The 19,932-nt window shown below is 68.9% G+C and carries 17 protein-coding genes and 1 pseudogene; 8 read left to right on the top strand and 10 right to left on the bottom strand.

All coding sequences use genetic code 11. The annotated features are described in order from the left end of the window. Positions 1 to 121: 121 nt before the first annotated feature. Positions 122 to 1,177, top strand: a complete 1,056-nt coding sequence (locus ACSMXV_RS37775) for a LacI family DNA-binding transcriptional regulator (RefSeq protein ID WP_473175600.1) — start codon at positions 122 to 124, stop codon at positions 1,175 to 1,177. A gap of 122 nt (positions 1,178 to 1,299) precedes the next feature. Here ACSMXV_RS37775 and ACSMXV_RS37770 read toward each other — a convergent pair whose 3' ends face one another. Then, the gene (locus tag ACSMXV_RS37770) at positions 1,300 to 1,875 is read right to left on the bottom strand and encodes an NADPH-dependent FMN reductase (RefSeq protein WP_473175599.1); all 576 of its coding nucleotides are present in this window, start codon (positions 1,873 to 1,875) and stop codon (positions 1,300 to 1,302) included. Between the two features lie 560 nt (positions 1,876 to 2,435). Here ACSMXV_RS37770 and eno point away from each other — a divergent pair. From eno to ACSMXV_RS37745, 5 genes are all read left to right on the top strand, one after another. After that, positions 2,436 to 3,746, top strand: a complete 1,311-nt coding sequence (gene eno, locus ACSMXV_RS37765; protein ID WP_473175598.1) for a phosphopyruvate hydratase — start codon at positions 2,436 to 2,438, stop codon at positions 3,744 to 3,746. A 105-nt stretch (positions 3,747 to 3,851) separates the two neighbouring features. Further along, a complete protein-coding gene (locus tag ACSMXV_RS37760; protein WP_473175597.1) occupies positions 3,852 to 4,856 on the top strand; it encodes a VOC family protein in 1,005 nt (334 codons plus the stop codon). Between the two features lie 24 nt (positions 4,857 to 4,880). Continuing rightward, a complete protein-coding gene (locus tag ACSMXV_RS37755; RefSeq protein WP_473175596.1) occupies positions 4,881 to 5,438 on the top strand; it encodes a carboxymuconolactone decarboxylase family protein in 558 nt (185 codons plus the stop codon). A gap of 30 nt (positions 5,439 to 5,468) precedes the next feature. Then, positions 5,469 to 6,566: an alcohol dehydrogenase catalytic domain-containing protein gene (locus tag ACSMXV_RS37750; RefSeq protein WP_473175595.1), complete on the top strand. Its 1,098-nt coding sequence runs from the start codon at positions 5,469 to 5,471 to the stop codon at positions 6,564 to 6,566. Positions 6,567 to 6,690: 124 nt separating this feature from the next. Then, positions 6,691 to 7,599, top strand: coding sequence for a LysR substrate-binding domain-containing protein (locus ACSMXV_RS37745; RefSeq protein ID WP_473175594.1), 909 nt, complete (start codon positions 6,691 to 6,693; stop codon positions 7,597 to 7,599). A 122-nt stretch (positions 7,600 to 7,721) separates the two neighbouring features. Here ACSMXV_RS37745 and ACSMXV_RS37740 read toward each other — a convergent pair whose 3' ends face one another. Continuing rightward, positions 7,722 to 8,216: a flavin reductase family protein gene (locus tag ACSMXV_RS37740; protein ID WP_473175593.1), complete on the bottom strand. Its 495-nt coding sequence runs from the start codon at positions 8,214 to 8,216 to the stop codon at positions 7,722 to 7,724. A 177-nt stretch (positions 8,217 to 8,393) separates the two neighbouring features. Beyond that, entirely contained in the window at positions 8,394 to 9,566 is a 1,173-nt protein-coding gene (locus ACSMXV_RS37735) for an acyl-CoA dehydrogenase family protein (protein ID WP_473175592.1), read from the bottom strand. 182 nt (positions 9,567 to 9,748) lie between these two features. On the opposite strand from ACSMXV_RS37735, the gene ACSMXV_RS37730 reads away from it, so the two are divergent. Then, positions 9,749 to 10,648: a LysR family transcriptional regulator gene (locus ACSMXV_RS37730; protein WP_473175591.1), complete on the top strand. Its 900-nt coding sequence runs from the start codon at positions 9,749 to 9,751 to the stop codon at positions 10,646 to 10,648. 55 nt (positions 10,649 to 10,703) lie between these two features. Here the strand turns inward: ACSMXV_RS37730 and ACSMXV_RS37725 are convergent, their stop codons facing one another. The 4 genes from ACSMXV_RS37725 to ACSMXV_RS37710 all read right to left on the bottom strand — a co-directional run bounded on the left by ACSMXV_RS37725 (position 10,704) and on the right by ACSMXV_RS37710 (position 15,134). After that, positions 10,704 to 11,666 carry an electron transfer flavoprotein subunit alpha/FixB family protein gene (locus tag ACSMXV_RS37725; protein ID WP_473175590.1) on the bottom strand — a complete coding sequence of 321 codons (963 nt, stop codon included), beginning with the start codon at positions 11,664 to 11,666 and terminating at the stop codon, positions 10,704 to 10,706. An 89-nt stretch (positions 11,667 to 11,755) separates the two neighbouring features. Continuing rightward, positions 11,756 to 12,544, bottom strand: coding sequence for an electron transfer flavoprotein subunit beta/FixA family protein (locus tag ACSMXV_RS37720; RefSeq protein ID WP_473175589.1), 789 nt, complete (start codon positions 12,542 to 12,544; stop codon positions 11,756 to 11,758). Between the two features lie 63 nt (positions 12,545 to 12,607). Beyond that, positions 12,608 to 13,777: an acyl-CoA dehydrogenase family protein gene (locus ACSMXV_RS37715; RefSeq protein WP_473175588.1), complete on the bottom strand. Its 1,170-nt coding sequence runs from the start codon at positions 13,775 to 13,777 to the stop codon at positions 12,608 to 12,610. 76 nt (positions 13,778 to 13,853) lie between these two features. Continuing rightward, the gene (locus ACSMXV_RS37710) at positions 13,854 to 15,134 is read right to left on the bottom strand and encodes a CaiB/BaiF CoA transferase family protein (RefSeq protein WP_473175587.1); all 1,281 of its coding nucleotides are present in this window, start codon (positions 15,132 to 15,134) and stop codon (positions 13,854 to 13,856) included. Between the two features lie 215 nt (positions 15,135 to 15,349). Here ACSMXV_RS37710 and ACSMXV_RS37705 point away from each other — a divergent pair, with 215 nt between their 5' ends. Then, entirely contained in the window at positions 15,350 to 16,216 is an 867-nt protein-coding gene (locus tag ACSMXV_RS37705; protein WP_473175586.1) for a 3-hydroxybutyryl-CoA dehydrogenase, read from the top strand. Positions 16,217 to 16,483: 267 nt separating this feature from the next. Here the strand turns inward: ACSMXV_RS37705 and ACSMXV_RS37700 are convergent, their stop codons facing one another. From ACSMXV_RS37700 to ACSMXV_RS37690, 3 genes and pseudogenes are all read right to left on the bottom strand, one after another. Next, positions 16,484 to 17,908 carry an acyl-CoA reductase gene (locus ACSMXV_RS37700; protein ID WP_473175585.1) on the bottom strand — a complete coding sequence of 475 codons (1,425 nt, stop codon included), beginning with the start codon at positions 17,906 to 17,908 and terminating at the stop codon, positions 16,484 to 16,486. Next, the gene (locus ACSMXV_RS37695; protein WP_473175584.1) at positions 17,905 to 19,248 is read right to left on the bottom strand and encodes a hypothetical protein; all 1,344 of its coding nucleotides are present in this window, start codon (positions 19,246 to 19,248) and stop codon (positions 17,905 to 17,907) included. Before ACSMXV_RS37695 ends, ACSMXV_RS37700 begins: the two co-directional genes overlap by 4 nt. Then, positions 19,232 to 19,888: pseudogene (locus ACSMXV_RS37690) on the bottom strand (ABC transporter ATP-binding protein); the annotation flags it as partial. The gene ACSMXV_RS37695 and the pseudogene ACSMXV_RS37690, both read right to left, overlap by 17 nt. Positions 19,889 to 19,932 lie beyond the last annotated feature (44 nt).

Below are 19,932 nucleotides of genomic sequence, written 5' to 3'. Positions count from 1 at the left end.
ATGATCAAGCCGGTGCCAGATTCCCCGACCGCGAGCTCGACCACGCAGCGCGACATCAATGCTATCGTTGGCACACAGACAGTAACGACACGGGATCAGTCACTCGAGGGGGCGCCACCACGTGATCACCACCAGGGACATCGCCGAACGCCTCGGGATCTCCGTCTCGACGGTCGGCCGAGCACTCGCTGACGACAGCCGTATCAGCGAGGAGACCAAGTTCCGGGTCCGCCAGGCCGCGTCCGAGATGGGTTACGTGGCCAACCGCGCCGCACGGATGATGCGGGGCGCGTCGAGCAACGTGGTCGCGCTGGTGATCCCGGACATCCGCAACAGCTTCTACTCGACCATCGCGCACGAGCTGTCCAAGAACATGGAGGCGCAGGGCTTCCAGCTCATGCTCTCGGAGACCGACGACGACAGGATGGTCGAGCTGCGACATCTGCGGGAGCTGTCCGCGAGCCGCGTGGCGGGCATCATCATCGTCCCCACCGCGCGCCCTCACACCGACTCCGTCAAACTGCTGCGCGCGGTGCCGCACCTGCAGCTGCTGCGCAAACACCCATCGCTGGGCTCCCAGTGGTTCGGCGTGGACGACTACGAGGCGCTGCGGCAGGCCACGGCCCACCTGGTGGCACAGGGACACACCCGTATCGCCTACCTGGGCGGTCCCGTCGAACTGCCCACCGGCGCCGAGCGCCTCAAGGGCTTCCGCAGCGCCCTGCGCGAAGGCGGCCTGCCCGACGACGCCGGCCTGACCGAACTGGGACCACCGTCGGACGTGGACCATGGCCGTCAGGCGGTACGCCGGCTGCTGGAGGGCCCGTCGGCACCCACCGCGCTCGTACTCGGATCCATCCAGCTCACCCTGGGCGTCCTGGAGGAACTGTCCCAGCAGGGCGTGAAGGTGCCCCAGGAGCTGTCCGTGGTCGGGTTCGGAGACGAACCCGGATTCTCCTGGTGGGGCCCGGGACTCACCACCATCGGCCTGCCCATCCAGGAGATGGCCACCGGCTGCGCGCTGTGGCTGATGCGTCGCCTCACGACAAAACCCGGCAACGACGGCCCGTACACCTCCGTCTCGCCGGGATCACTGATCGTGCGCGGCAGCACAGCACCGCCCAGCGGCCCGGTCCGCGCCCGTCGCGGCGGTCGGCCCTCCCCCCAGGCCGGCTGAGCGTCGACACGGTCGTCCGCCATTCCCGCTGACCGGCGGCACGGTCGTGCGCCACTCCGGCTGACCCGCGGCATGGTCGTCCCCGTTCAGCCCCTCCGGATCGACCAACCTCCCGCCTTGAGTCAGGGAGTTGTGTTACGCAGTCGGCGCATGACGCGGGCCGTACGCTCGAGCTCGTCGAGCATCTGCTCGGCCGCCGCCTCATGTATCTTGCCGCCCCGAAAGGCGCCGTCGTCCATGACTTCACTGATGAACGGGATGCTCACAGTGGGACCGATCGGCAGCATCCTGAGGTTCGCGACGACCTGCTTGGACATCTGCACCGCACGGGTGCCGGCCGAGACACCCCCATAGCTCACGAAACCGGCCGGCTTGTACTGCCACTCCACGACGAGGTAGTCCCATGCGTTCTTCAAGGAGGCCGGGAAGGCGCCGTTGTACTCGGGGGTGACGAAGACGAAGGCGTCAGATCTGTCGACGATCCGGCTCCATTCCCGGGTGTGGCTCTTCGTGTACTGCCGCAGGGCCGGCGGATGCGGCTCATCGTAGAAGGGAAGAGCGAGTTCACGCAGGTCGACGATGTGCGGCTCGAACTCGTCGTACTCCGCGGCGCGCGCGGTGAACCAGTCCGCGACGGACCTGCCCACACGTCCGGGGCGTGTGCTGGCGACAACAGTGGTGAGGGTCATCGGTGCCATATCGGGCTCGCTTTCCGTTCGGCTGCGTTCCGGCCCGGGGCCCGCGCTCTCCCTGCGCTGTCCGCCTTCCCAGGGAGAGCGTGGGCCACCGGAGTCTTCCGGGACTCGCACTGGGTGTGCGAACGATAGCACTCACATACACCCCAGCCAATGCCCGACGGCGGGCGATGCCCAGCGACTCAAGCGGAGTGCCACCTGCCTCTTGACACATGACACCCGCCCTTCGCACCATTGCGCTATCGTTAGCACTTCAAGAGCCGCGGCAGGCGAGAAACTCTCGCCATCGCCCTTCCTGTCCACTGCCGACCGGCCCCGCGACGACAAGAGCCGTACGACGCGTCGCTCGCGCCCAGCACATGCCCCGCCGATCCAACGGATGGCGGGTGGCTGTCACCGACTGCCGTCGCGACATCCGCCGCTTCGACGGGCGGTTTCCACGCAGCGTGGCGGCTTCATGCCCGCGCACGCTCGTCCGCCGCCGGCAGGGCAACGGACGGCTGTCGCCCGACGAGCGGCCCCGGACATCACTGATGGTTCAGATCCCGAAAGGTTGCACCGCAATGACAGACGCGCGGATCGCCAAGCTGTACGGCCGCAGGGTGTGGGACTCACGCGGCCGGCCGACCGTCGAGGTCGAGGCCCACCTCACGGATGGTGCGGTCGGGCGGGCGATCGCTCCGGCCGGCGCCTCGACGGGCCAGGGGGAAGCCCTGGACCTGCGCGACGGCGGCAGCCGCTTCGGCGGGCTCGACGTCCATCGTGCGGTGGGCTCGGTGAACAGCGAGATCGCGCCCGCTCTCAAGGGCCAGGACACGACCGACCAGGAGTCCGTCGACCGGCTGCTGGTGGACCTCGACGGGACCCCGGACCGGAGCCGTCTCGGCGGCAACGCGATCGTGGCCACGTCCATGGCCGTGCTGCACGCCGCCGCGGCCTCGGCGGACAAGCCGCTGTGGCTCCATCTCTCGGGTGGACGTCCGGTCCGGATCCCTCTGCCGGAGATCCAGATCTTCGGCGGCGGGGCCCACGCGGACCGGCGCGTCGACGTGCAGGACTTCATGGTGGTCTGTCCCGCGGCAGGGAGCTTCTCCGAAGCCCTGGACTGGACCGCGGAGATCTACCGGGCCGCCGGAAGTCTGATGCGCAAGGCGGGGAAGACGGGAGGCGTGGCCGACGAAGGAGGCTTCTGGCCGGCGTTCGACTCCAACGAGGAGGCGCTGGAGACGCTGACCCTGGCCATCGAGAACGCGGGGTTCCGCCCCTCGTCCCAGGTCGGCATCTCCCTGGACATCGCGGCCTCGCAGTTCGGCAGCGCCGGGAAGTACACGTTGGCTCTCGATGATCGCGCACTGGACACCGGCGCGCTGATCGAGATGCTCGGGCGCTGGATCGAGCACTATCCGATCCTGTCCATCGAGGACCCCCTCGGGGAGGACGATCACGAGGGCATGGTGGAGTTCACCCGGCTGTACGGCGACCGCTGCCAGGTGATCGGCGACGACTTCCTGGTGACGAACGCGAAGCGGGTGGAGGCGGCCGCGGCCGGCAAGGCGGCCAACGCGGTGCTCATCAAGCCGAACCAGGCCGGGACGGTCACGGAGGCTCTCGCCGCCCTGCGGGCCGGAAAGGAAGCAGGCTTCGGCACGATCGTCTCGGCGCGGTCCGGAGAGTCCGAGGACGTCACCATCTCCCATCTCAGCGTCGGCTGGGACGCCGGCCAGCTCAAGGTGGGATCGTTCACCCGGTCCGAGCGCATGGCGAAGTGGAACGAGGTTCTTCGTATCGAGGAGGCTCTGGGGGAATCCGCGGAGTTCAGCGGTTGGTCCGCCTTTCCCTTCGCGGCACCCGACTCCCCCATTCCCACGTCGTAACAGCCCTTCGAACACCGAAGTCAGCGCATGTGAACATCGGTATCAGCGCATTTGATGATCGGAATCAGCGCATCCCAGAGCGGTGATCGGAACACGGAGACCAGCATGCTGCCACCAGTCAATCTTCGCCCGCTTTTCAACATCACCCGCTCCAGCCACGTTCGTCTCACCGTCGCCGATCTGGCCGAGAGCCGGAACTTCTACGTGAATGTGCTGGGGCTCGTCGTCACTGAGGAAGACGACCGCACGTGTTACCTCCGCGCTCTGTCGGAGGCCTGCCACCACAGTCTGGTCCTGGAGCAGGACGAAGAGGGCGGCGGTACGTGCAAGAGGATCGGCTTCCGGGTCTTCTTCGACGAGGACCTCGACGTCGCGTACGAGTACTTCCGCGAGCGCGGACTCCCCGCTGCCTGGGTCGACGTTCCCCACCAGGGCCGCACCCTGCATGTCAGCGACCCCATCGGCACGCCGCTCGAACTCTGCGCGACCATGGAGACGCGGCCGAGGCTGCATATTCAGTTCGAGCTCCACAAGGGCGCGCACGCGCAGCGGCTCGATCACTTCCAGACCTGGGCCCCCGACGTGTACCAGCTGTGCGCGTTCTACAGCGAGCTCGGCTTCCGCAACTCCGAGTACCTCGCCCACGGGGACAAGCTGCTGGGCGCGTTCATGTACCGCAAGGGCACCTGCCTCGACCTGGCCATCGTCGAGCAGGCCGGCCCCGCCCTGCACCACTTCGCGTACACCGTCTCCGAGAGCCGCGACATCTTCACCGCCTGCGACTTCGCGGGAAACCTGGGCTACGGCGATTCGGTGGAGCGGGGACCGGGACGCCATGGGCCGGGCGGAATGCTCTTCGCCTATCTCCGCGACCCGGACGGTCACCGGGTGGAGGTCTTCAACAGCCATTACCAGACGATCGACACCGAGATCGAGCCCGTGCGCTGGGACGCGGCATCGCTGAGCACCAATGCCCGATGGGGACTCCCGGCGCTGGAGAAGTGGTATTTCGAAGCGTCGCCCTTCGTGGGAGTGCCGCAGATCCCGCCGGCCGAAAAGCCGAATCCGATGACGCTCGAACGGTTCCTGCTCGAACAGTCCGCAAACTGACCTTTTCGCCCCACAGGAGATGCCATGGCACGAGTTCCCTATCTGCACCGCGAGGACGCGGACGAGGCACACAAGCCCCTGTACGACCGCCTCGAGGCCGAACGCAAGGTGCCGACGGCGAACATCTTCCTCGCCCTCGCCGGTGCGCCGGCACAGCTTGACGCCTTCCTGACCTACGCCAACGCGCTGCGGGCCTGCGAACTCAGTCCCAGGCTCCGGGAGCTGGCGATTCTGACCGTGGGGCACGCGACGCGGTCGGCGTACGAGGTCGCGCATCACCAGTCCCACGGGATAAAGGCTGGCCTCACAGAGGAGCAGCTCGCGGCGGTCGCCGATTTCGAATCTGCCGATGTCTTCGACGAGGTGGAGAAGGCCGTCATGCGTCTTGCCAAGGAGTCCACGCTCGTGGTCGATGTCTCCGAGGAGACATGGCGTGCCGCCGCTGCGCATCTGACCGACAAGCAAATGGTCGAACTGGCCTTGTCCATCGCCTGGTACAACTCCGGCGTCCGCATCATGGGCCTGTTGGACATCGATCTTGAGAGCGGTTATCCGAACCCGTTCGCGGACCCGCGTCCGTAGGCAATTTCAAGGAGTATTTCAATGGCGAAAATGCTCGCTGCACGACTGCATGCGCTCGGTGAGCCCATGTCGGTGGACACGATCGATGTGCCGACGCCGCGACCGACCGATGTGCTGGTGCGGGTCAAGGCCTGCGGAATCGTGCCGAACATGGCCAACGTGATCAACAACTGGCCCACCTGGTTCCCCCATCAGCCACTGCCCAGGTTCCCCGCCATCTTCGGCCTGGACGCCGCCGGCGTGGTCGAGGCGGTCGGCGAGGCGGTGATCAACACCAGGCCCGGTGACAGGGTGTACGTGAACCCCCTGCGGTCCTGCGGAAGTTGCCAGGTGTGCCGCGGAGGCGAGCTCAGCAGATGCCGCTACTTCACCCTGAACGGCTACTTCAGCACGTCGCGTGACGGCCAGCGGATCTTCGACCTCTACCCCTACGGCGGCTTCGCGGAGTACATGACCGCACCGCAGTACTCGATCGTCAACATCCCGGACAACATGACCTTCGAGCAGGCCGGAAAGCTCGGCTACATCGGCACGTCCTACGGAGCCCTCAAGAACGCCGCAGCCGGGCCCGGCCAGGTGGCGCTCATCGACGGGGTCACCGGAACCCTCGGTGTCGCCTCGACCGTGCTCGCGCTGGCGTCCGGTGTGTCGCGGGTCCTCGGGACCGGCCGCAACGAGGCACTCCTCAAGCGCGTCAAGGACCTGGATCCGGACCGGGTGGAGGTGTTCAGGCTGGGTGACGGTTCCTCCGGTGAGTGGGCGAAGTCGCTGACCGGCGGCGAGGGCGCCGACTTCGTCATCAGCGCGCTGGGAGCCAGGGCGCCGGTGGAGACGATGCTGGACTCCATGCAGGGAGTCCGCAGGGGCGGCAGGGTCGTCAACGTCGGCGGTGTGGCCGACCGGCTGCCCGTGGACGTGAAGTGGCTCATGGACGAGCAGGTCCAGCTGATCGGCTCCAACTGGTTCACCACCGCGCAGGGGCAGGAACTCGCCGACATGGTACGCACGGGAGCCCTGGACCTGTCGTACCTGGAGTCCAAGCCCTTCCCGCTGGCCAGGGTCAACGAGGCGATCTCGGGACTCGAGGACCGCGACGGCGGATTCAGCAACTACGTCGTCATTCCCTGAGCCGGGGCGGGGACTGCTCCCCGCGCCCCGCCCCGGTACTCACCCCGCGGCGTTCCTGCCCGCCGCGGGGTGATTTCCTGTTCGATGCTCTCGTTGGCACAGACCCAGCAGGACGGAGGAGCCGGTGGAACTGCGCTGGCTGGAATCGTTCGTCACCGTCGCGGAGGAACTGCACTTCGCGAAGGCGGCGGACCGACTGCATCTGGCTCCGTCAGCACTCAGTGCCCAAATCAGGGCGCTGGAGTCGCACCTGGGCGTACGCCTGATCGACCGCGGACGGCGCAGCCGCCCGGCGCTGACCAGCGCCGGGCGGCTGTTTCTCGAGGAGGCGCAGCGCACGCTCGCCCAGGCCGCCCGTGCCGAGGCCGTGGGCCGGCGGGCCGGCCGCGGGGAGCTGGGACATGCCGAGATCGCCTACGTGGCCTCGGCCGCCTTCTCGGGTGTGCTGACCGACGTCCTCACTCGGTGTGCGGCCCCGGGAACCCAGCTCACGGTGCAGGTCCGCGAGCTGGAGACGCCGGCCCAGCTGGAGGCCCTGGCCTGCGGGGACATCGACGTCGGCTTCCTGCGCTGGAGGCCGGAGTACCCGCCGGGAGTCACGGCCACCTGTCTGCTCACCGAGGAGGTCGTCCTGGCGCTGCCGGCCGGCTCGCCTCTGGCGGCGTACGAGGCCGTGCCGGCGGCGGAGCTGTGCCACGAGCGGTTCGTGGCCCCCCACTTCGACGAGGAGTACGGCTGCCGCGACCAGATCCTCGAGGTGGCGGACCAGGGTGGTTTCAGCCCCCAGGTCGCTCCTCCGGTACGGGACTTCATCGCCGCTCTCACACTGGTGGGCGGCGGTCTCGCCGTGGCCCTGGTGCCGGATTCGCTGCGCCGCGTGCAGATACCGGGGGTCACCTGTCGTCCGCTCGCGGACGTACGGCTGACCACCCGGCTGGTCGGCGCGTACCGCAAGGGCGAGACCTCGCCGGCGGTACGCGGCGTGATCCGCCGCCTGCGGGAGGCGGCGGCCGTCACGGTCGCTGTCAGCTGAAAGCCGGTATCAGCTGACAGCCGGCGTCAGTCGAAGACCCGGTGCCCGGTCAGCGCCTGGCCGGTCTTCGGTGAACTGGAGCTTGAGGCGAGTGTCGTAGGCTGCGTGGCAGCTCTGGTTCATCAGACGGCCAAGCGTCGGAACCGGCTGTTGTGGAACACCAGGGGTTCTCGGTCAGGCTCGGCCTTCAGACCCTGGATCTGCAGCAGGACGATCGTGTGGTCGCCTCCGGGGAGCTCGGCATACACCGAGCAGTCCAGCCAGAGGCCGGCACCGTGAATGTACACGCCGCCCTCCTCGTCGGTATCCCAGTCGACGCCGGCGAACCGGTCTCCCTCCTTGCCGGCCAGCGACCGGCAGATCGTGTCCTGTCCCTCGGCGAGCACGCTCACTCCAAGACGGCGCTGCCCGCGCAGCCTCGGCCACGTCGACGATGTGTCCTGCACACAGACCGATATCAGAGCCGGCGACAGGGAGACCGGGGTGAACGTGCTCGCAGCCATGCCCACCGGGGTGCCGGAATCAAGTGCGCACACGGCTGTCACCCCGGACGGGAAGCAGCCGAACGCCCGGCGCAGTACGGCGGGATCCGTCGGCGTGGTGTCGAAAGGGCTCATCGGGGATCACCCGTCTGGTGTCGGCGTGTGGAGTGCGGCCGCCCTGCAGCGCGGATCGCGCTGGTTCGCAGGACGGGGTGGAGCAGGGGATGCATGCGTCCTCCCGAAAACGTGAAAGGTTCGTGGCTGGCTCAGATGTGGGGCCACTCGGCCTCATTGACGTCCGACTGCCGGCCGTCAGCCCTGCCCGGACAGGACCGCGCCCAGCTGCCGCAGTGAGCCGTTGTTGCCGGCTACGTGCTGGGAGACGCAGCGGACGTCGCGCCAACGACGCTGCATCGGGTTGGTGCTGTAGAGCCCCGCACTGCCCGACAGCGTCATGATCTCGTTGAGGAGCCGGATGCCCTCGTGATGGATGTGCTGGTGGCCGCCGGTGTAGCTGAACCACTCTGTGGGTGTGGGCGCGTCTCCCGCGAGTGTCCGGTCCATGACGGTGCGGCCGGTCCACTCCGCCAGGGCCGCCAGTGCTGCCGTGCGCAGGTGCAGCTCGGCGAACTTCTCCTGGAACACCGGGTCCTCGCCGATCACCACCCTGGGGTTGAACGCCGGCCGCTTGGTGGCGGCGAGCTCGGCGAGATCGTCCAGCGCGCCCTCCAGGCACCCCAGGATGACGGCGTCATGCGAGGCACCGGTTGCGGAGTACGGCAGGTTGTAGAAAGGAGCGGGGATGTTGTTGTCACCGATCAGCGGCCCCGTGAAGCGCTCGGGCACGAAGACGTCGTCCATCGTGAAGTCGGTGCTCTGCGTGGCACGCAGCCCCACCGCGTCCCACGTGTCGAGGAACGTGACCTGCTCGGGGCGGATCAGCGCGACGCGCATGTCCGGGCGGCCGTCCGGCAGCGGGGGCGCACCCTCGACCACGAAGCCCGCGAGCATCCAGTCCGGGGTGAACGAACCGCTGGCCAGCGGCCAGCGACCACTGATGCGGTAACCGCCCTCAACCGGCGTCGCCTTCCCCTTCGGGGCTATCGCTCCACGGAGCAGCAGGTCGCCGCCGTTGCAGAACACCTCTTTCTCAAACGTCTCCTGGGGCAATGACCGCACGAAGAACCAGGCCATCGAGGCTGCCTGAACGGTCCAGCCTGTCGAACCGTCGGCCCGTGAGATCTCCTGGACCACCCGAGCGCCCTCCACCAGGTCGAGTTCCTCGCCTCCCCATGCCTTGGGCAGGCTCATCCGGAACACCCCGGCCTGACGCAGGGCCGTGATGATCTCCGCGGGGACCGCCCGGGCGGCCTCAGCCTCGGCAGAGCGCGCCTCAATCTCGGGCAGGTGCACGCGGACGCGGCCGAGCACACTGTCGCCGGTTCCCCGGCCCTGGGATCGGGTGCGGTCAAGAAGCGTGGTCATGAATGGTCTCCTAACTGGACGTGCGGGGTCCTGCTCGTATACCGAGCCTTTTTCAAAAGGGGACTTCGGCTTAGGATGACACCCGCGTTACGCCCAGGAAAACCAGGATTTTCTGATGTGGTTCATCAGGAGTTCCCATCACAGCAGGGAGAAATGTGGCAGCCGATTTTTCCCTTCGACAATTGGAATACTTCGTCGCGGTGGCGGACACCGGCTCCATGAGCGCGGCCGCGGTGCGGTGCCATGCCTCCCAGGCCGGCATCTCCACAGCGATCGCCGACCTGGAACGCCGCCTCGGGGTCCAGTTGCTGGTGCGACGCCGAGCGAAGGGCGTCTTTCTCACCGAGGCCGGCAGCCGGATTCTCGGACGCGCCCAGGCCATGCTGGCTCAGGCCGACGACCTCAGGGCCAGCGCCAAGGCAGAGAAGGGCCAGCTGGCCGGCCGCCTGACGATAGGTTGCTACTCGGCCCTGACGCCCTTCCTCATCCCGCCACTGGTCGACGGGTTCACCCGGGACTACCCGGCAGTCGACCTGGAACTGATCGAGGGCCAGCAGGAGGAGATGCGGCACGCCCTGCTCCAGGGTGCGTGCGACCTGGCCCTGTTGTACGCGTTCGGTACCGGGGCCGGCCTTTCCTGCTCGACGATCCGCGCGAGCCGTCCGTATGTCATCGTGTCCGCCGGTCATCCGATGGCGGGGCGCGCGGCCGTCTCGCTCGCCGAACTGGCGGACGAACCGCTGATCATCTATGCCGAGCCGCCCGCCCGGCAGAACGCCGACCAGTGGTTCGCGCTCGCGGGAGCACGGCCGAACATCCGGTACCGGACCTCAAGCATCGAGGCGCTCCGCAGCATGGTGGCCCGCGGCCTCGGCTTCGCCACGTTGATCCAGTCCTGGCCGACCGACACCAGCATCGAGGGGCTTCCCCTGGCATCTGTGCCCATCAGCGACCCGCTGGACGAAGTCGAGCTCGTGATCGCCCATGCGGCCAACGTCACCCCCACGCACCGGGCCCGCGCCTTCCTCCAGTACGCAAAGGAGACGCTCGCCGGTCCGGGCTGGCCGCGGCCAACGGACTGACGGGCGCCGGGGCGTTCATACGAGTGGTGGGCGAGACGGTCCTCCGCCCTCGGGATCAGCCCTTGCGGGACTTGATCTCCTCGGTGAGCTGCGGGACGACCTCGAACAGGTCGCCGACCACGCCGTAGTCGACCAGGTCGAAGATCGGGGCCTCGGCGTCCTTGTTGATCGCCACGATCGTCTTCGAGGTCTGCATACCGGCCCGGTGCTGGATCGCACCCGAGATACCCGAGGCGATGTACAGCTGCGGCGACACGCTCTTACCGGTCTGGCCGACCTGGTTGGAGTGCGGGTACCAGCCGGCGTCCACCGCGGCACGCGATGCGCCGACCGCCGCGCCCAGGCTGTCGGCCAGCGCCTCGATGATCGCGAAGTTCTCCGCACCGTTCACACCACGGCCACCGGAGACCACGATCGCGGCCTCGGTCAGCTCCGGACGACCCGTCGACTCACGCGGCGTCCGCGCGACGACCTTCGTACCCGTGGCCTTCTCGGAGAAGGACACGTTCAGTGCCTCGACCGCACCCGCGGCCGCAGCCGCCTCGACCGGCGCCGAGTTCGGCTTGACCGTGATGACCGGCGTGCCCTTGGAGACACGGGACTTGGTGGTGAACGACGCGGCGAACACCGACTGGGTGGCCACCGGCCCCTCGCCGGACGCCTCCAGGTCGACGGCGTCGGTGATGATGCCCGAACCGATACGGACCGCCAGACGCGCGGCGATCTCCTTGCCCTCGGCGGACGACGGCACCAGCACCGCGGCCGGGGACACGGCCTCGTACGCGGCCTGCAGCGCGTCCACCTTCGGCACGACCAGGTAATCGGCGTACTCGGGCGCGTCGTGAGTGAGGACGCGGACCGCGCCGTGCTCACCGAGCGTGGCGGCAGTCGCCTCCGCGCCGGCACCCAGCGCGACGGCGACCGGCTCGCCGATCCGGCGGGCCAGGGCCAGCAGCTCCAGCGTGGGCTTGCGGACGGCACCGTCCACGTGGTCGACGTAGACGAGAACTTCAGCCATGGGACTTCTTCTCTCCTGCTTGCGAAGTATTGCGGGGCGGTTAGGGGTGATGACCGAAGCTCAGATGAACTTCTGGCCGGCCAGGCTGCTCACACGAATTTCCGCTCCGCGAGGAAGGCGGCCAGCTGCTTGCCGCCCTCGCCCTCGTCCTTGACGATCGTGCCGGCCGTGCGGGCCGGACGCTCCGCCGCCGCCTCGACCTTGGTCCAGGCACCCTCGAGACCGACCTCGTCCGCCTCGATCTCCAAGTCCTCCAGGTCCCAGGACTCCACCGGCTTCTTCTTCGCCGCCATGATGCCCTTGAACGACGGGTAGCGGGCCTCACCCGACTGGTCCGTCACCGACACCACCGCCGGCAGCGACGCCTGAAGCTGCTCGGACGCGGTGTCACCATCACGACGGCCCCTGACCACGCCGTCCTCGACGGAGACCTCGGAGAGCAGGGTGACCTGCGGGACACCCAGGCGCTCGGCCAGCAGGGCCGGGACCACACCGGCGGTGCCGTCGGTGGAGGCCATGCCGGAGACCACCAGGTCGAAGCCGGCCTTCTCGATCGCCTTGGCCAGGACCAGAGAGGTACCGATGACATCCGTACCGTGCAGGTCGTCGTCCTCGACGTGAATCGCCTTGTCCGCGCCCATCGACAGCGCCTTGCGCAGCGCGTCCTTGGCGTCCTCCGGGCCCACCGTCAAAACGGTGATCTCCACGTCGTCGTCGGAGTTCTCGGAGATCTGCAGCGCCTGCTCGACCGCGTACTCGTCCAGCTCCGACAGCAGCCCGTCGACGTCGTCACGGTCGACGGTCAAGTCATCGGCGAAGTGCCGGTCGCCAGTGGCGTCGGGCACGTACTTCACACAAACAACGATCCTCGAGCTCATATGACTTTCCTGATGTGAGGTGGTCCCGGGCAGGCCGGCCCATACCGGCCTGCCCGGCGCGTTTCAGCGGTACGCAGCGATGCCCGTCACGGACTGGCCGACGACGAGGGTGTGGATCTCCTCGGTGCCCTCGTAGGTGAGCACCGTCTCCAGGTTGTTGGCGTGCCGGAGCACCGGGTACTCGGTGGTGATGCCGTTGGCGCCGAGAATGGTGCGGGCCGTGCGGGCGGTGTCGAGTGCGGCCCGGACGTTGGCGAGCTTGCCGAGGCTGACCTGTTCCGGGCGCAGCTTCCCGGCGTCCTTCAGCTTGCTCAGGCGCAGGGCCAGCAACTGGGAGTTCACCAGATCGACCTGCATCCGGGCCAGCTTCTGCTGGGTGAGCTGAAAGCCGCCGAGCTGCCGGCCGAACTGCTCGCGGGTCGTGGAGTATTCCAGAGCCGAGAGATAGCAGGTGCGGGCCGCGCCGACGACACCGCACAGGATGCCGAAGCGCGCCTCGGACAGGCAGGACAGCGGTCCCTTCAAACCCGTCACGCCCGGGAGCACCGCCGAGGCGGGCAGCCGTACGTCTTCCAGGTGCAGTTCGGCGGTGACGGACGCGCGCAGCGACAGCTTCTTGTGGATCTCGCTGGTGGTGAAGCCCGGGGTGTCCTTGGGTACGAGGAAGCCGCGGATGCCCTCCTCGGTGCGGGCCCAGACCACGGCGATGTCGGCGACCGAGCCGTTGGTGATCCACATCTTGGTGCCGTTGAGGATCCAGTCGTCACCGTCGCGCTTGGCCTGGGTGCGCATGTTTCCGGGATCGGAGCCCTGGTCGGGTTCGGTGAGCCCGAAGCAGCCGATCGCCTCACCGGAGGCGAGCTTGGGCAGCCACTCCTGCTTCTGCTCCTCCGAGCCGTAGCGATGGATCGGGAACATCACCAGGGAGCCTTGGACGGAGACGAAGCTGCGCAGGCCCGAGTCGGCCGCCTCCAGTTCGCGGCAGGCCACACCGTAGGCGGTGGCGCTGACACCGGCGCAACCGTAGCCCTCCAGGTGCATGCCGAGGAGGCCCAACTGGCCGAGTTCCGGGCCCAGTTCGCGAGTCGGGAAGGTACCCTCCTCGAACCAGTCGGCCACATGCTCGGTCACACGGTCACGGACGAAGACGCTGACCGTGTCACGGATGAGCCGTTCGTCGTCGTCGAGCTCGTTGTCGAGTTCCAGGGCGTCAATGGGGTTGAGGTGGGGCATCAGGGATTCCTCCAGGACCGTTGAGAACGAAGAGCAGCGTTGCAGGTGAGTCTGTGCGGTTGCGTAGGGGTGGCGGTCATGCGGTTTCGGGGGTGTCGCCGGCGGTGCGGCGGAAGACCTCCGCCGTGTGTTCGCCCAGACCGGGCGGCGGCAGGCGGTACTGCGCGGGTGACTCGCTCAGCGCGATGGGGTGGGCGACCTGCCGGGACACCGGCGCGGGCGCCGATCCGTCCACTGATCCGTCCGCCGATCCGTCCGCCGATCCGTCCGCCGGGAAGGGGGCCGGGGCCGGGACGCTGACGATGCCGGGCAACCCGAGCCGGTGGGCGAAGGCGAACGCCTCGTCGAGCGTGTTGACCGGGCCCGCGGGCACCCCCGCGGCGAGCAGGGTGGCGGACCAGTGGTCGGCGCCTGCGGTCAGCAGCCGCTCGCCCAGCAGCTTCCGCAGCTCGGCACGGTGCGCCACCCGGTCGGGGTTGGTGCGGAACCGGTCGTCGTCGGCGAGGCCGTGGCACCCGAGGACCGCGGCCAGCGCCACGAACTGCCCGTCGTTGCCGACCGCGAGTGCGAGCGGGCGGTCCGCGGTGGGGAAGCTCTCGTACGGGGCGATGCTGGGGTGGGCGCTGCCCAGCCGTCCGGGTACGACGCCGGCGACGGCGTAGCTCGAGGCCTGGTTGACCATCGCCGACAGCAACGAGCCCAGCAGACTCACCTCGACGCGCTGTCCTTCGCCGGTGGCGTCCCGGTGCCGCAGGGCCGCCATGATGCCGAGCGTCGCGTGCAGACCGGTGATCACGTCGACGAGAGCGACACCGGTCTTCACCGGTTCGCCGTCGGGCTCCCCCGTCACGCTCATCAGCCCGCCGACGGCCTGGACCAGCAGGTCGTAGCCGGGGATCGCGGCGCCGCCGTCGGCCCCGAATCCGCTGATGGAGCAGTAGACGAGGCGGGGATGGCGAGCTCGCAGGTCCGCGTATCCCAGACCGAGCCGGTCCATCGTGCCGGGACGGAAGTTCTCCACCAGCACATCGGACTCGGCGATCAGAGCACGTGCCCGCTCGCGTCCCGTCTCGCTGGTCAGGTCCAGGGCGACGGAGCGCTTGTTCCGGTTGACGCCGAGGAAGTAGGTCGATGTCCCGTTCTCGTCCGCGGGGGGACGCCATTCGCGGGTCTCGTCGCCCGTCCCGGGCCGCTCGACCTTCACGACGTCGGCCCCGAGGTCGGCCAGAAGCATGGTGGCGTACGGTCCCGCGAGGACACGGGAGAAGTCCGCGATCCGCAGCCCTGCCAGCGCGCCGCACCCCGCTCCCCCGACAACGCCGGAACCGTCGTCCGGGGGGCCGTCCTTGGTACTCACGCCTGCCTCCTGATGATCGTCCTCGGCCACCGGGCCTGCCCCGGGCGCGATCAGCGTGACCCCCCGCAGTGCGGCAGGTCAACGACGAACTCACGCATCTTTGTGCGCGGAAAACGTTCTGTACGAGCAGGTCAGCGAGGCTGTGGCCGGATTACGCTCACGGCGGCACCACTGCTCGCGGCGACGCTGGAGACCGTCGCCGCAGGGAGGGACACATGACAGCGATCAAGCACGTGGGCATCGTCGGCGCGGGGCAGATGGGGCGGGGCATCGCCGAGGTCTGCGCCCGCGCCGGACTGACCGTCACGCTGTGCGACATGACCGAGGACAGGGCCCGCGCCGGGCTGGCCGGCGTCGCGGACTCCCTGCTCAGGGCGGAGAAGAAGGGCACGCTCACCCCTGAGGACCGCGCACATGCATTGGCCGGCATCGCCGTTGCCGGAGACATCTCCCAGCTGGCCGGTGCGGACCTGGTCATCGAGGCCGCGGCCGAGGACGAGGAGGCCAAGACGGCGCTGTTCCGGCGGCTGGACGAGGTGGTCACCGACCCGGCTGCCGTGCTGGCCAGCAACACCTCCTCGCTCCCCATCGCCCGGCTTGCCGCCGCGACCAGGCGTCCGGAGGCGGTCGTCGGCCTGCACTTCTTCAACCCGGTCCCCGCCATGCCGCTGGTCGAGGTCATTCCCTCGCTGCACACCTCCAAGGCCACGGAACTGCGTGTGCGTGCCTTCGCGGGTGAGGTCCTGGGCAAGAAGACGATTCTCGCGAAGGACCGCGCGGGCTTCGTGGTGAACTCCCTGCTGGTGCCGTACCTGCTGGCAGCGGTACGGATGGTCGGCTCCGGCACGGCCACGGCCGAGGACATCGACACCGGTATGACGGCCGGATGCGCCCACCCCATGGGCCCGTTGCGCCTGGCCGACCTCATCGGCCTGGACACGGTGGCCGCCATCGGGGAGGCCCTGTACGAGGAGTACCGGGAACCGCTGTACGCCCCTCCCCCGCTGCTGCGCCGCATGGTCGAATCGGGCCTGCTGGGCCGGAAGTCCGGACAGGGATTCTTCAGCTACCGGGCGGCATGAGCCCGTCCGGACCGCCTGTCCGATCCCCCTGAACTGTCCGATCCCCCCTGAAGGAGATGGACCCCTCTCTGTCTTCAGTGGCCCCTGGCGATCCACTCCCGGAGGTGGCCGGCCTCGGCTCCGATGGTGCAGCGGGTCCCCCGGGCCTCCGGCCGCCGCACGATCCTGAGCGTCGGCATCGGCACCGCCGTCTACGTCGCCCTCGTCAACGACCCTCTGGCGCCTGGCCGTTCCCGAGAAGAGGCCAGTTGAACGGAAGATGCGGAGTCACTCGTCGTTCACCCAGCGCATGAGCCGCTGCAGGGGGTAGAAGCCGTCGTGGGAGAGGCCCTGGGGCATTCCGCCTGCCCTGCCGAGCGACACCACGCGCTGCACCCCGGCACAGGCGAGGGCGTCGCGCAGTTCCGTCTTGCGTGCATCGGGGTAGACGCCGACCGTCTGTGTGGCGACCCCTGCATGCGCGACGGCCTCGGACAGCGCGGTGACCGGAACGACGTTCACGATCTTGCCGTCGGGGTGGAAGTCCACCGGTTCCGGCGAGCGGATGACCAGGCCCCGGCCGTCGTACCCGCCCCAGACCCGGTACTCGGGCGCCAGAGACCGCAGTATGTCGATCTCCTCGCGGAGTTCCGAGGCGACCCGCGGCCCGTCGGCCGAACTGAACTCCCGTGCGATGCCGAGGCGTTCGCACAGCAGCGCGGCGTAGCGGTCGACGTCCTCCTGGGAACCCTCGACGAACTGAAAGCGACTGGCCACGCACGCCTGCTGGTTGAAGAACGTGGCGTCCGCGGCGGCCGCGTCCGCAGCCTGAGCCAGGGCCTCCTCGGACCCGAAGGCCTCGCGGCCGATCATCGAGATGGAGGTCTTGGGATCGAAGGAGACGAGCTCGAATCCCGGACCGACGTACTTCAGGGCCCCGCGGATCGTGGCCTCGCCGCCCCAGGCCACCAGCTTGTCGAAGAACTGCGGGCGGAACAGCACGCTCTCCACCGTCTCGTCGCCGCCCCGCCAGTACACCGCGGAGAACGAACGCACCACGGGGTGGCCCGGCGCCACCGACGCCATCGTGCGCAGGATGGCGGTCGCGGTGAACAGGTCGTTCGAGGGAAGCTTCAGCAGGTTGACGCCCTTGGTGAGGGCACCGCGGACGACGGACGTCGCCGCCACGCCGGGAGCGTTGCCGGCGATGATGTGCACCAGACGCGGCGGGAACGCGCGGGTGGACGCGATCCGCCCCTCGGGCAGCGGCACCTCGCGCCAGCCGTCGAGCACGTCCGCTCCGCCGAGCTCGTGGTCGATCTGGGCGTACAGGCCGGGCCGCTGGAAGCTGCGCCACAGCACGGCGTAGGCACGTTCGAGCACCTCCCTGGGGAGCGGGCTGACCGGTGCCATACGGTCCAGGGCTTCGGCGAGCAGGCCTTCCCGGTCCGCCTTCAGGGCCTCGCCGGTCTCCACCAGCAGGTCGACGATCTGCGCGCTCGGCACATGGAAGGCGGGCCCGGGTTCGGTACGGGGCCACACGAGACGGTCCAGGTCGAGCGCTGGCGCCGTGAAGGCCGCGCCCGATCTGCCGTGGCCGATGTGCGGGCCCCGGTCGATCTCGCCGCGGACAATGTGCACCACGGCCACCGGGCCGGGGGTTCCCCCCTGCCATGGGGGTGCTTCGGCACCGCGCAGCGTCGTGTCGGTCATCCGTGGATCATCCCTCGCACGTAGGAGTCGAGTGTTGCGGCGCAGGTGATCTTGTCGTCGCCGCCGAGGTCCCCGTAACGCTGGATGTCCGGCAGGATGACCGGTCCTGACCTGCCGCAGTCGCAGGACGAGAAGTCCAGCCGGACCCGGTCACCGGTGATCAGCCCGCCCCAGCGGCCTTCCAGGGAGACGTCCAGGAAGGCGAACCTCCCCTCCACGATCCCCTGTTCGGCGTTCAGCAGCGTCTCGCCTGTCTGGTCGAGGACCAGCGGGATCACCCACGGCGGTACGTGGTATTTGCCCTTCTCGCAGGCGGGGCAGGAGCCCTGGAGCTCCGTCATGCCGTAGCTGCGCACGCGTCGTACGCCCTGGTAGAAGGCGGCGAACTGCTGCTGGTAGTCGTCGGGCAGCGCACGGCCCTTGTTGCCGCCGCCGCTGAGCACCAGCGTGTCCGGGTGGAGATCCCCGTCGGGTACACCGCGGGCACGCAGGGCCTGGATCAAGGTGAACTGCTGGTTGTTCATCCCCGCGATGAACAGCGGCTCGTGGCGGTGCGCGACGATATCGTCGACCATCCGGGCCACGGCCGCGCCCAGCTCCTCCTCGCGGGCCTCGGACGCGGTCTCGAAGGCGCTGATCTCCTGCGGGGTCGCCGTGCCCTCCGCCATCCGCCGGCGCAGCAGCGCGCTGCTCATCAGCTCCGACACCCGCAGCGGTTCCTCGGTCAGCAGCTGTGTCTCGCCGGGCCGGGCGAAGACCTCCGCGTGCCACCGGAAACCGTCGATGGAGCGCATCGGGCCGCTCGCCGGAGCAAGCAGGTAACCGCGGCGGGTGGGCTTCGGCGGCAGGGGGTCGGGCCAGCAGGTGAGGTACTCCAGGATGTCGTGCAGGAACTTCAGGTCGCTCGCGTCGCAGTTGAGGAAGGAGACCTTCCCGGATGTACCGCTGGTGATGTACGGGCGGTGGCCGGCATCTGTGATGCGTTCGGTCCACTCGTCGATGTCGCGTACACCGTCGACGTCGACGTCTTCCGGTTCGACCACCGAGACGGTCGAGTACCAGCGCAGGAGCCGGTCCCACCGGCCGCCGGTGATGACGGAGAGGGGATACGACTTGTAGCTGGTGTGCGAGAACAGCAGGGGAACGAGGTCCTCGGGACCGGTGATCTCGTGCACGCCGGTCTCCTCCGCCCGGGTGCGCAGCAGCGGAATGCGCTCACGGTGGGCGGTGAACGCCTCCCGCGCGGCGTCGAGCTGTAGTTCCCGCAGCTCCTGTGCGGGCTGGTCGAAGGTGTCGCCGGAGCCGGCCAAGGCCCGGATCTGCTCACGTGCGCTGGTCACAGCACCCACCTGAATCAGTGATGAACGTGGTCTTCTCGGCGAGGTAGGACGACTCGATCGCGTCCAGGTTGCCGCGCAGTTCCTGCGGGGTGCCGGTCATGACGACGCGGCCGCGGCGCAGGACGTACACGCGGTCTGCGATGTCCAGCACCTTGCGTACGTGCTGTTCGACGAGCAGTGCGCCGAGACCCCGGTCCGCGGCTTCACGCACCGCGCGCAGCAGACGCTCGACCACCAAGGGGGCCAGGCCGAGCGACAGTTCGTCGGCGAGGAGAAGGCGGGGTTCCCGGCACAGTGCCCGTGCCAGCGAGAGCATCTGCTGCTCGCCGCCGGAGAGCATCCCTGCGCCGGTGCCCAGCCGTTTCTCCAGCTCCGGGAAGAGCTCCAGGGCCCGGGCGGCCTCCACCCGGCCGACCCGCAGGTTGTCGGCGGTGTCGAGGCGGGTGAAGACCGCGCGCTCACCGACGTACGCGAGGCCCTCGCGGGCGCGGCGGTGCAGTGGCGCCCGGCTGGGCTCGCCCAGCCAGCGGACTTCGCCGCTCATCGGGGCCAGGTCGCCCGCGAGGACTCGGAGCGTCGTGCTCTTGCCCGCGCCGTTGGGGCCGAGCAGCGCGACGACCTCGCCGGGGCGTACCTCGATGTCGAGGTCGCGTACGACGGGCTGGGTGCCGTATCCGGCGGACA

This window comes from Streptomyces sp. DSM 42067 (genome assembly GCF_055792885.1).
The sequence above is the reverse complement of the archived record's forward strand: the minus strand, read 5'-3'. Positions and strand labels throughout refer to the sequence as shown.

What these genes read in the sequence shown, in the direction of transcription:
- ACSMXV_RS37770 (WP_473175599.1), bottom strand. Translation starts at nt 1,875, where the DNA reads ATGGCACCGATGACCCTCACCACTGTTGTCGCCAGCACACGCCCCGGA.
- eno (WP_473175598.1), top strand. Translation starts at nt 2,436, where the DNA reads ATGACAGACGCGCGGATCGCCAAGCTGTACGGCCGCAGGGTGTGGGAC.
- ACSMXV_RS37760 (WP_473175597.1), top strand. Translation starts at nt 3,852, where the DNA reads ATGCTGCCACCAGTCAATCTTCGCCCGCTTTTCAACATCACCCGCTCC.
- ACSMXV_RS37755 (WP_473175596.1), top strand. Translation starts at nt 4,881, where the DNA reads ATGGCACGAGTTCCCTATCTGCACCGCGAGGACGCGGACGAGGCACAC.
- ACSMXV_RS37750 (WP_473175595.1), top strand. Translation starts at nt 5,469, where the DNA reads ATGCTCGCTGCACGACTGCATGCGCTCGGTGAGCCCATGTCGGTGGAC.
- ACSMXV_RS37740 (WP_473175593.1), bottom strand. Translation starts at nt 8,216, where the DNA reads ATGAGCCCTTTCGACACCACGCCGACGGATCCCGCCGTACTGCGCCGG.
- ACSMXV_RS37735 (WP_473175592.1), bottom strand. Translation starts at nt 9,566, where the DNA reads ATGACCACGCTTCTTGACCGCACCCGATCCCAGGGCCGGGGAACCGGC.
- ACSMXV_RS37725 (WP_473175590.1), bottom strand. Translation starts at nt 11,666, where the DNA reads ATGGCTGAAGTTCTCGTCTACGTCGACCACGTGGACGGTGCCGTCCGC.
- ACSMXV_RS37720 (WP_473175589.1), bottom strand. Translation starts at nt 12,544, where the DNA reads ATGAGCTCGAGGATCGTTGTTTGTGTGAAGTACGTGCCCGACGCCACT.
- ACSMXV_RS37715 (WP_473175588.1), bottom strand. Translation starts at nt 13,777, where the DNA reads ATGCCCCACCTCAACCCCATTGACGCCCTGGAACTCGACAACGAGCTC.
- ACSMXV_RS37705 (WP_473175586.1), top strand. Translation starts at nt 15,350, where the DNA reads ATGACAGCGATCAAGCACGTGGGCATCGTCGGCGCGGGGCAGATGGGG.
- ACSMXV_RS37700 (WP_473175585.1), bottom strand. Translation starts at nt 17,908, where the DNA reads ATGACCGACACGACGCTGCGCGGTGCCGAAGCACCCCCATGGCAGGGG.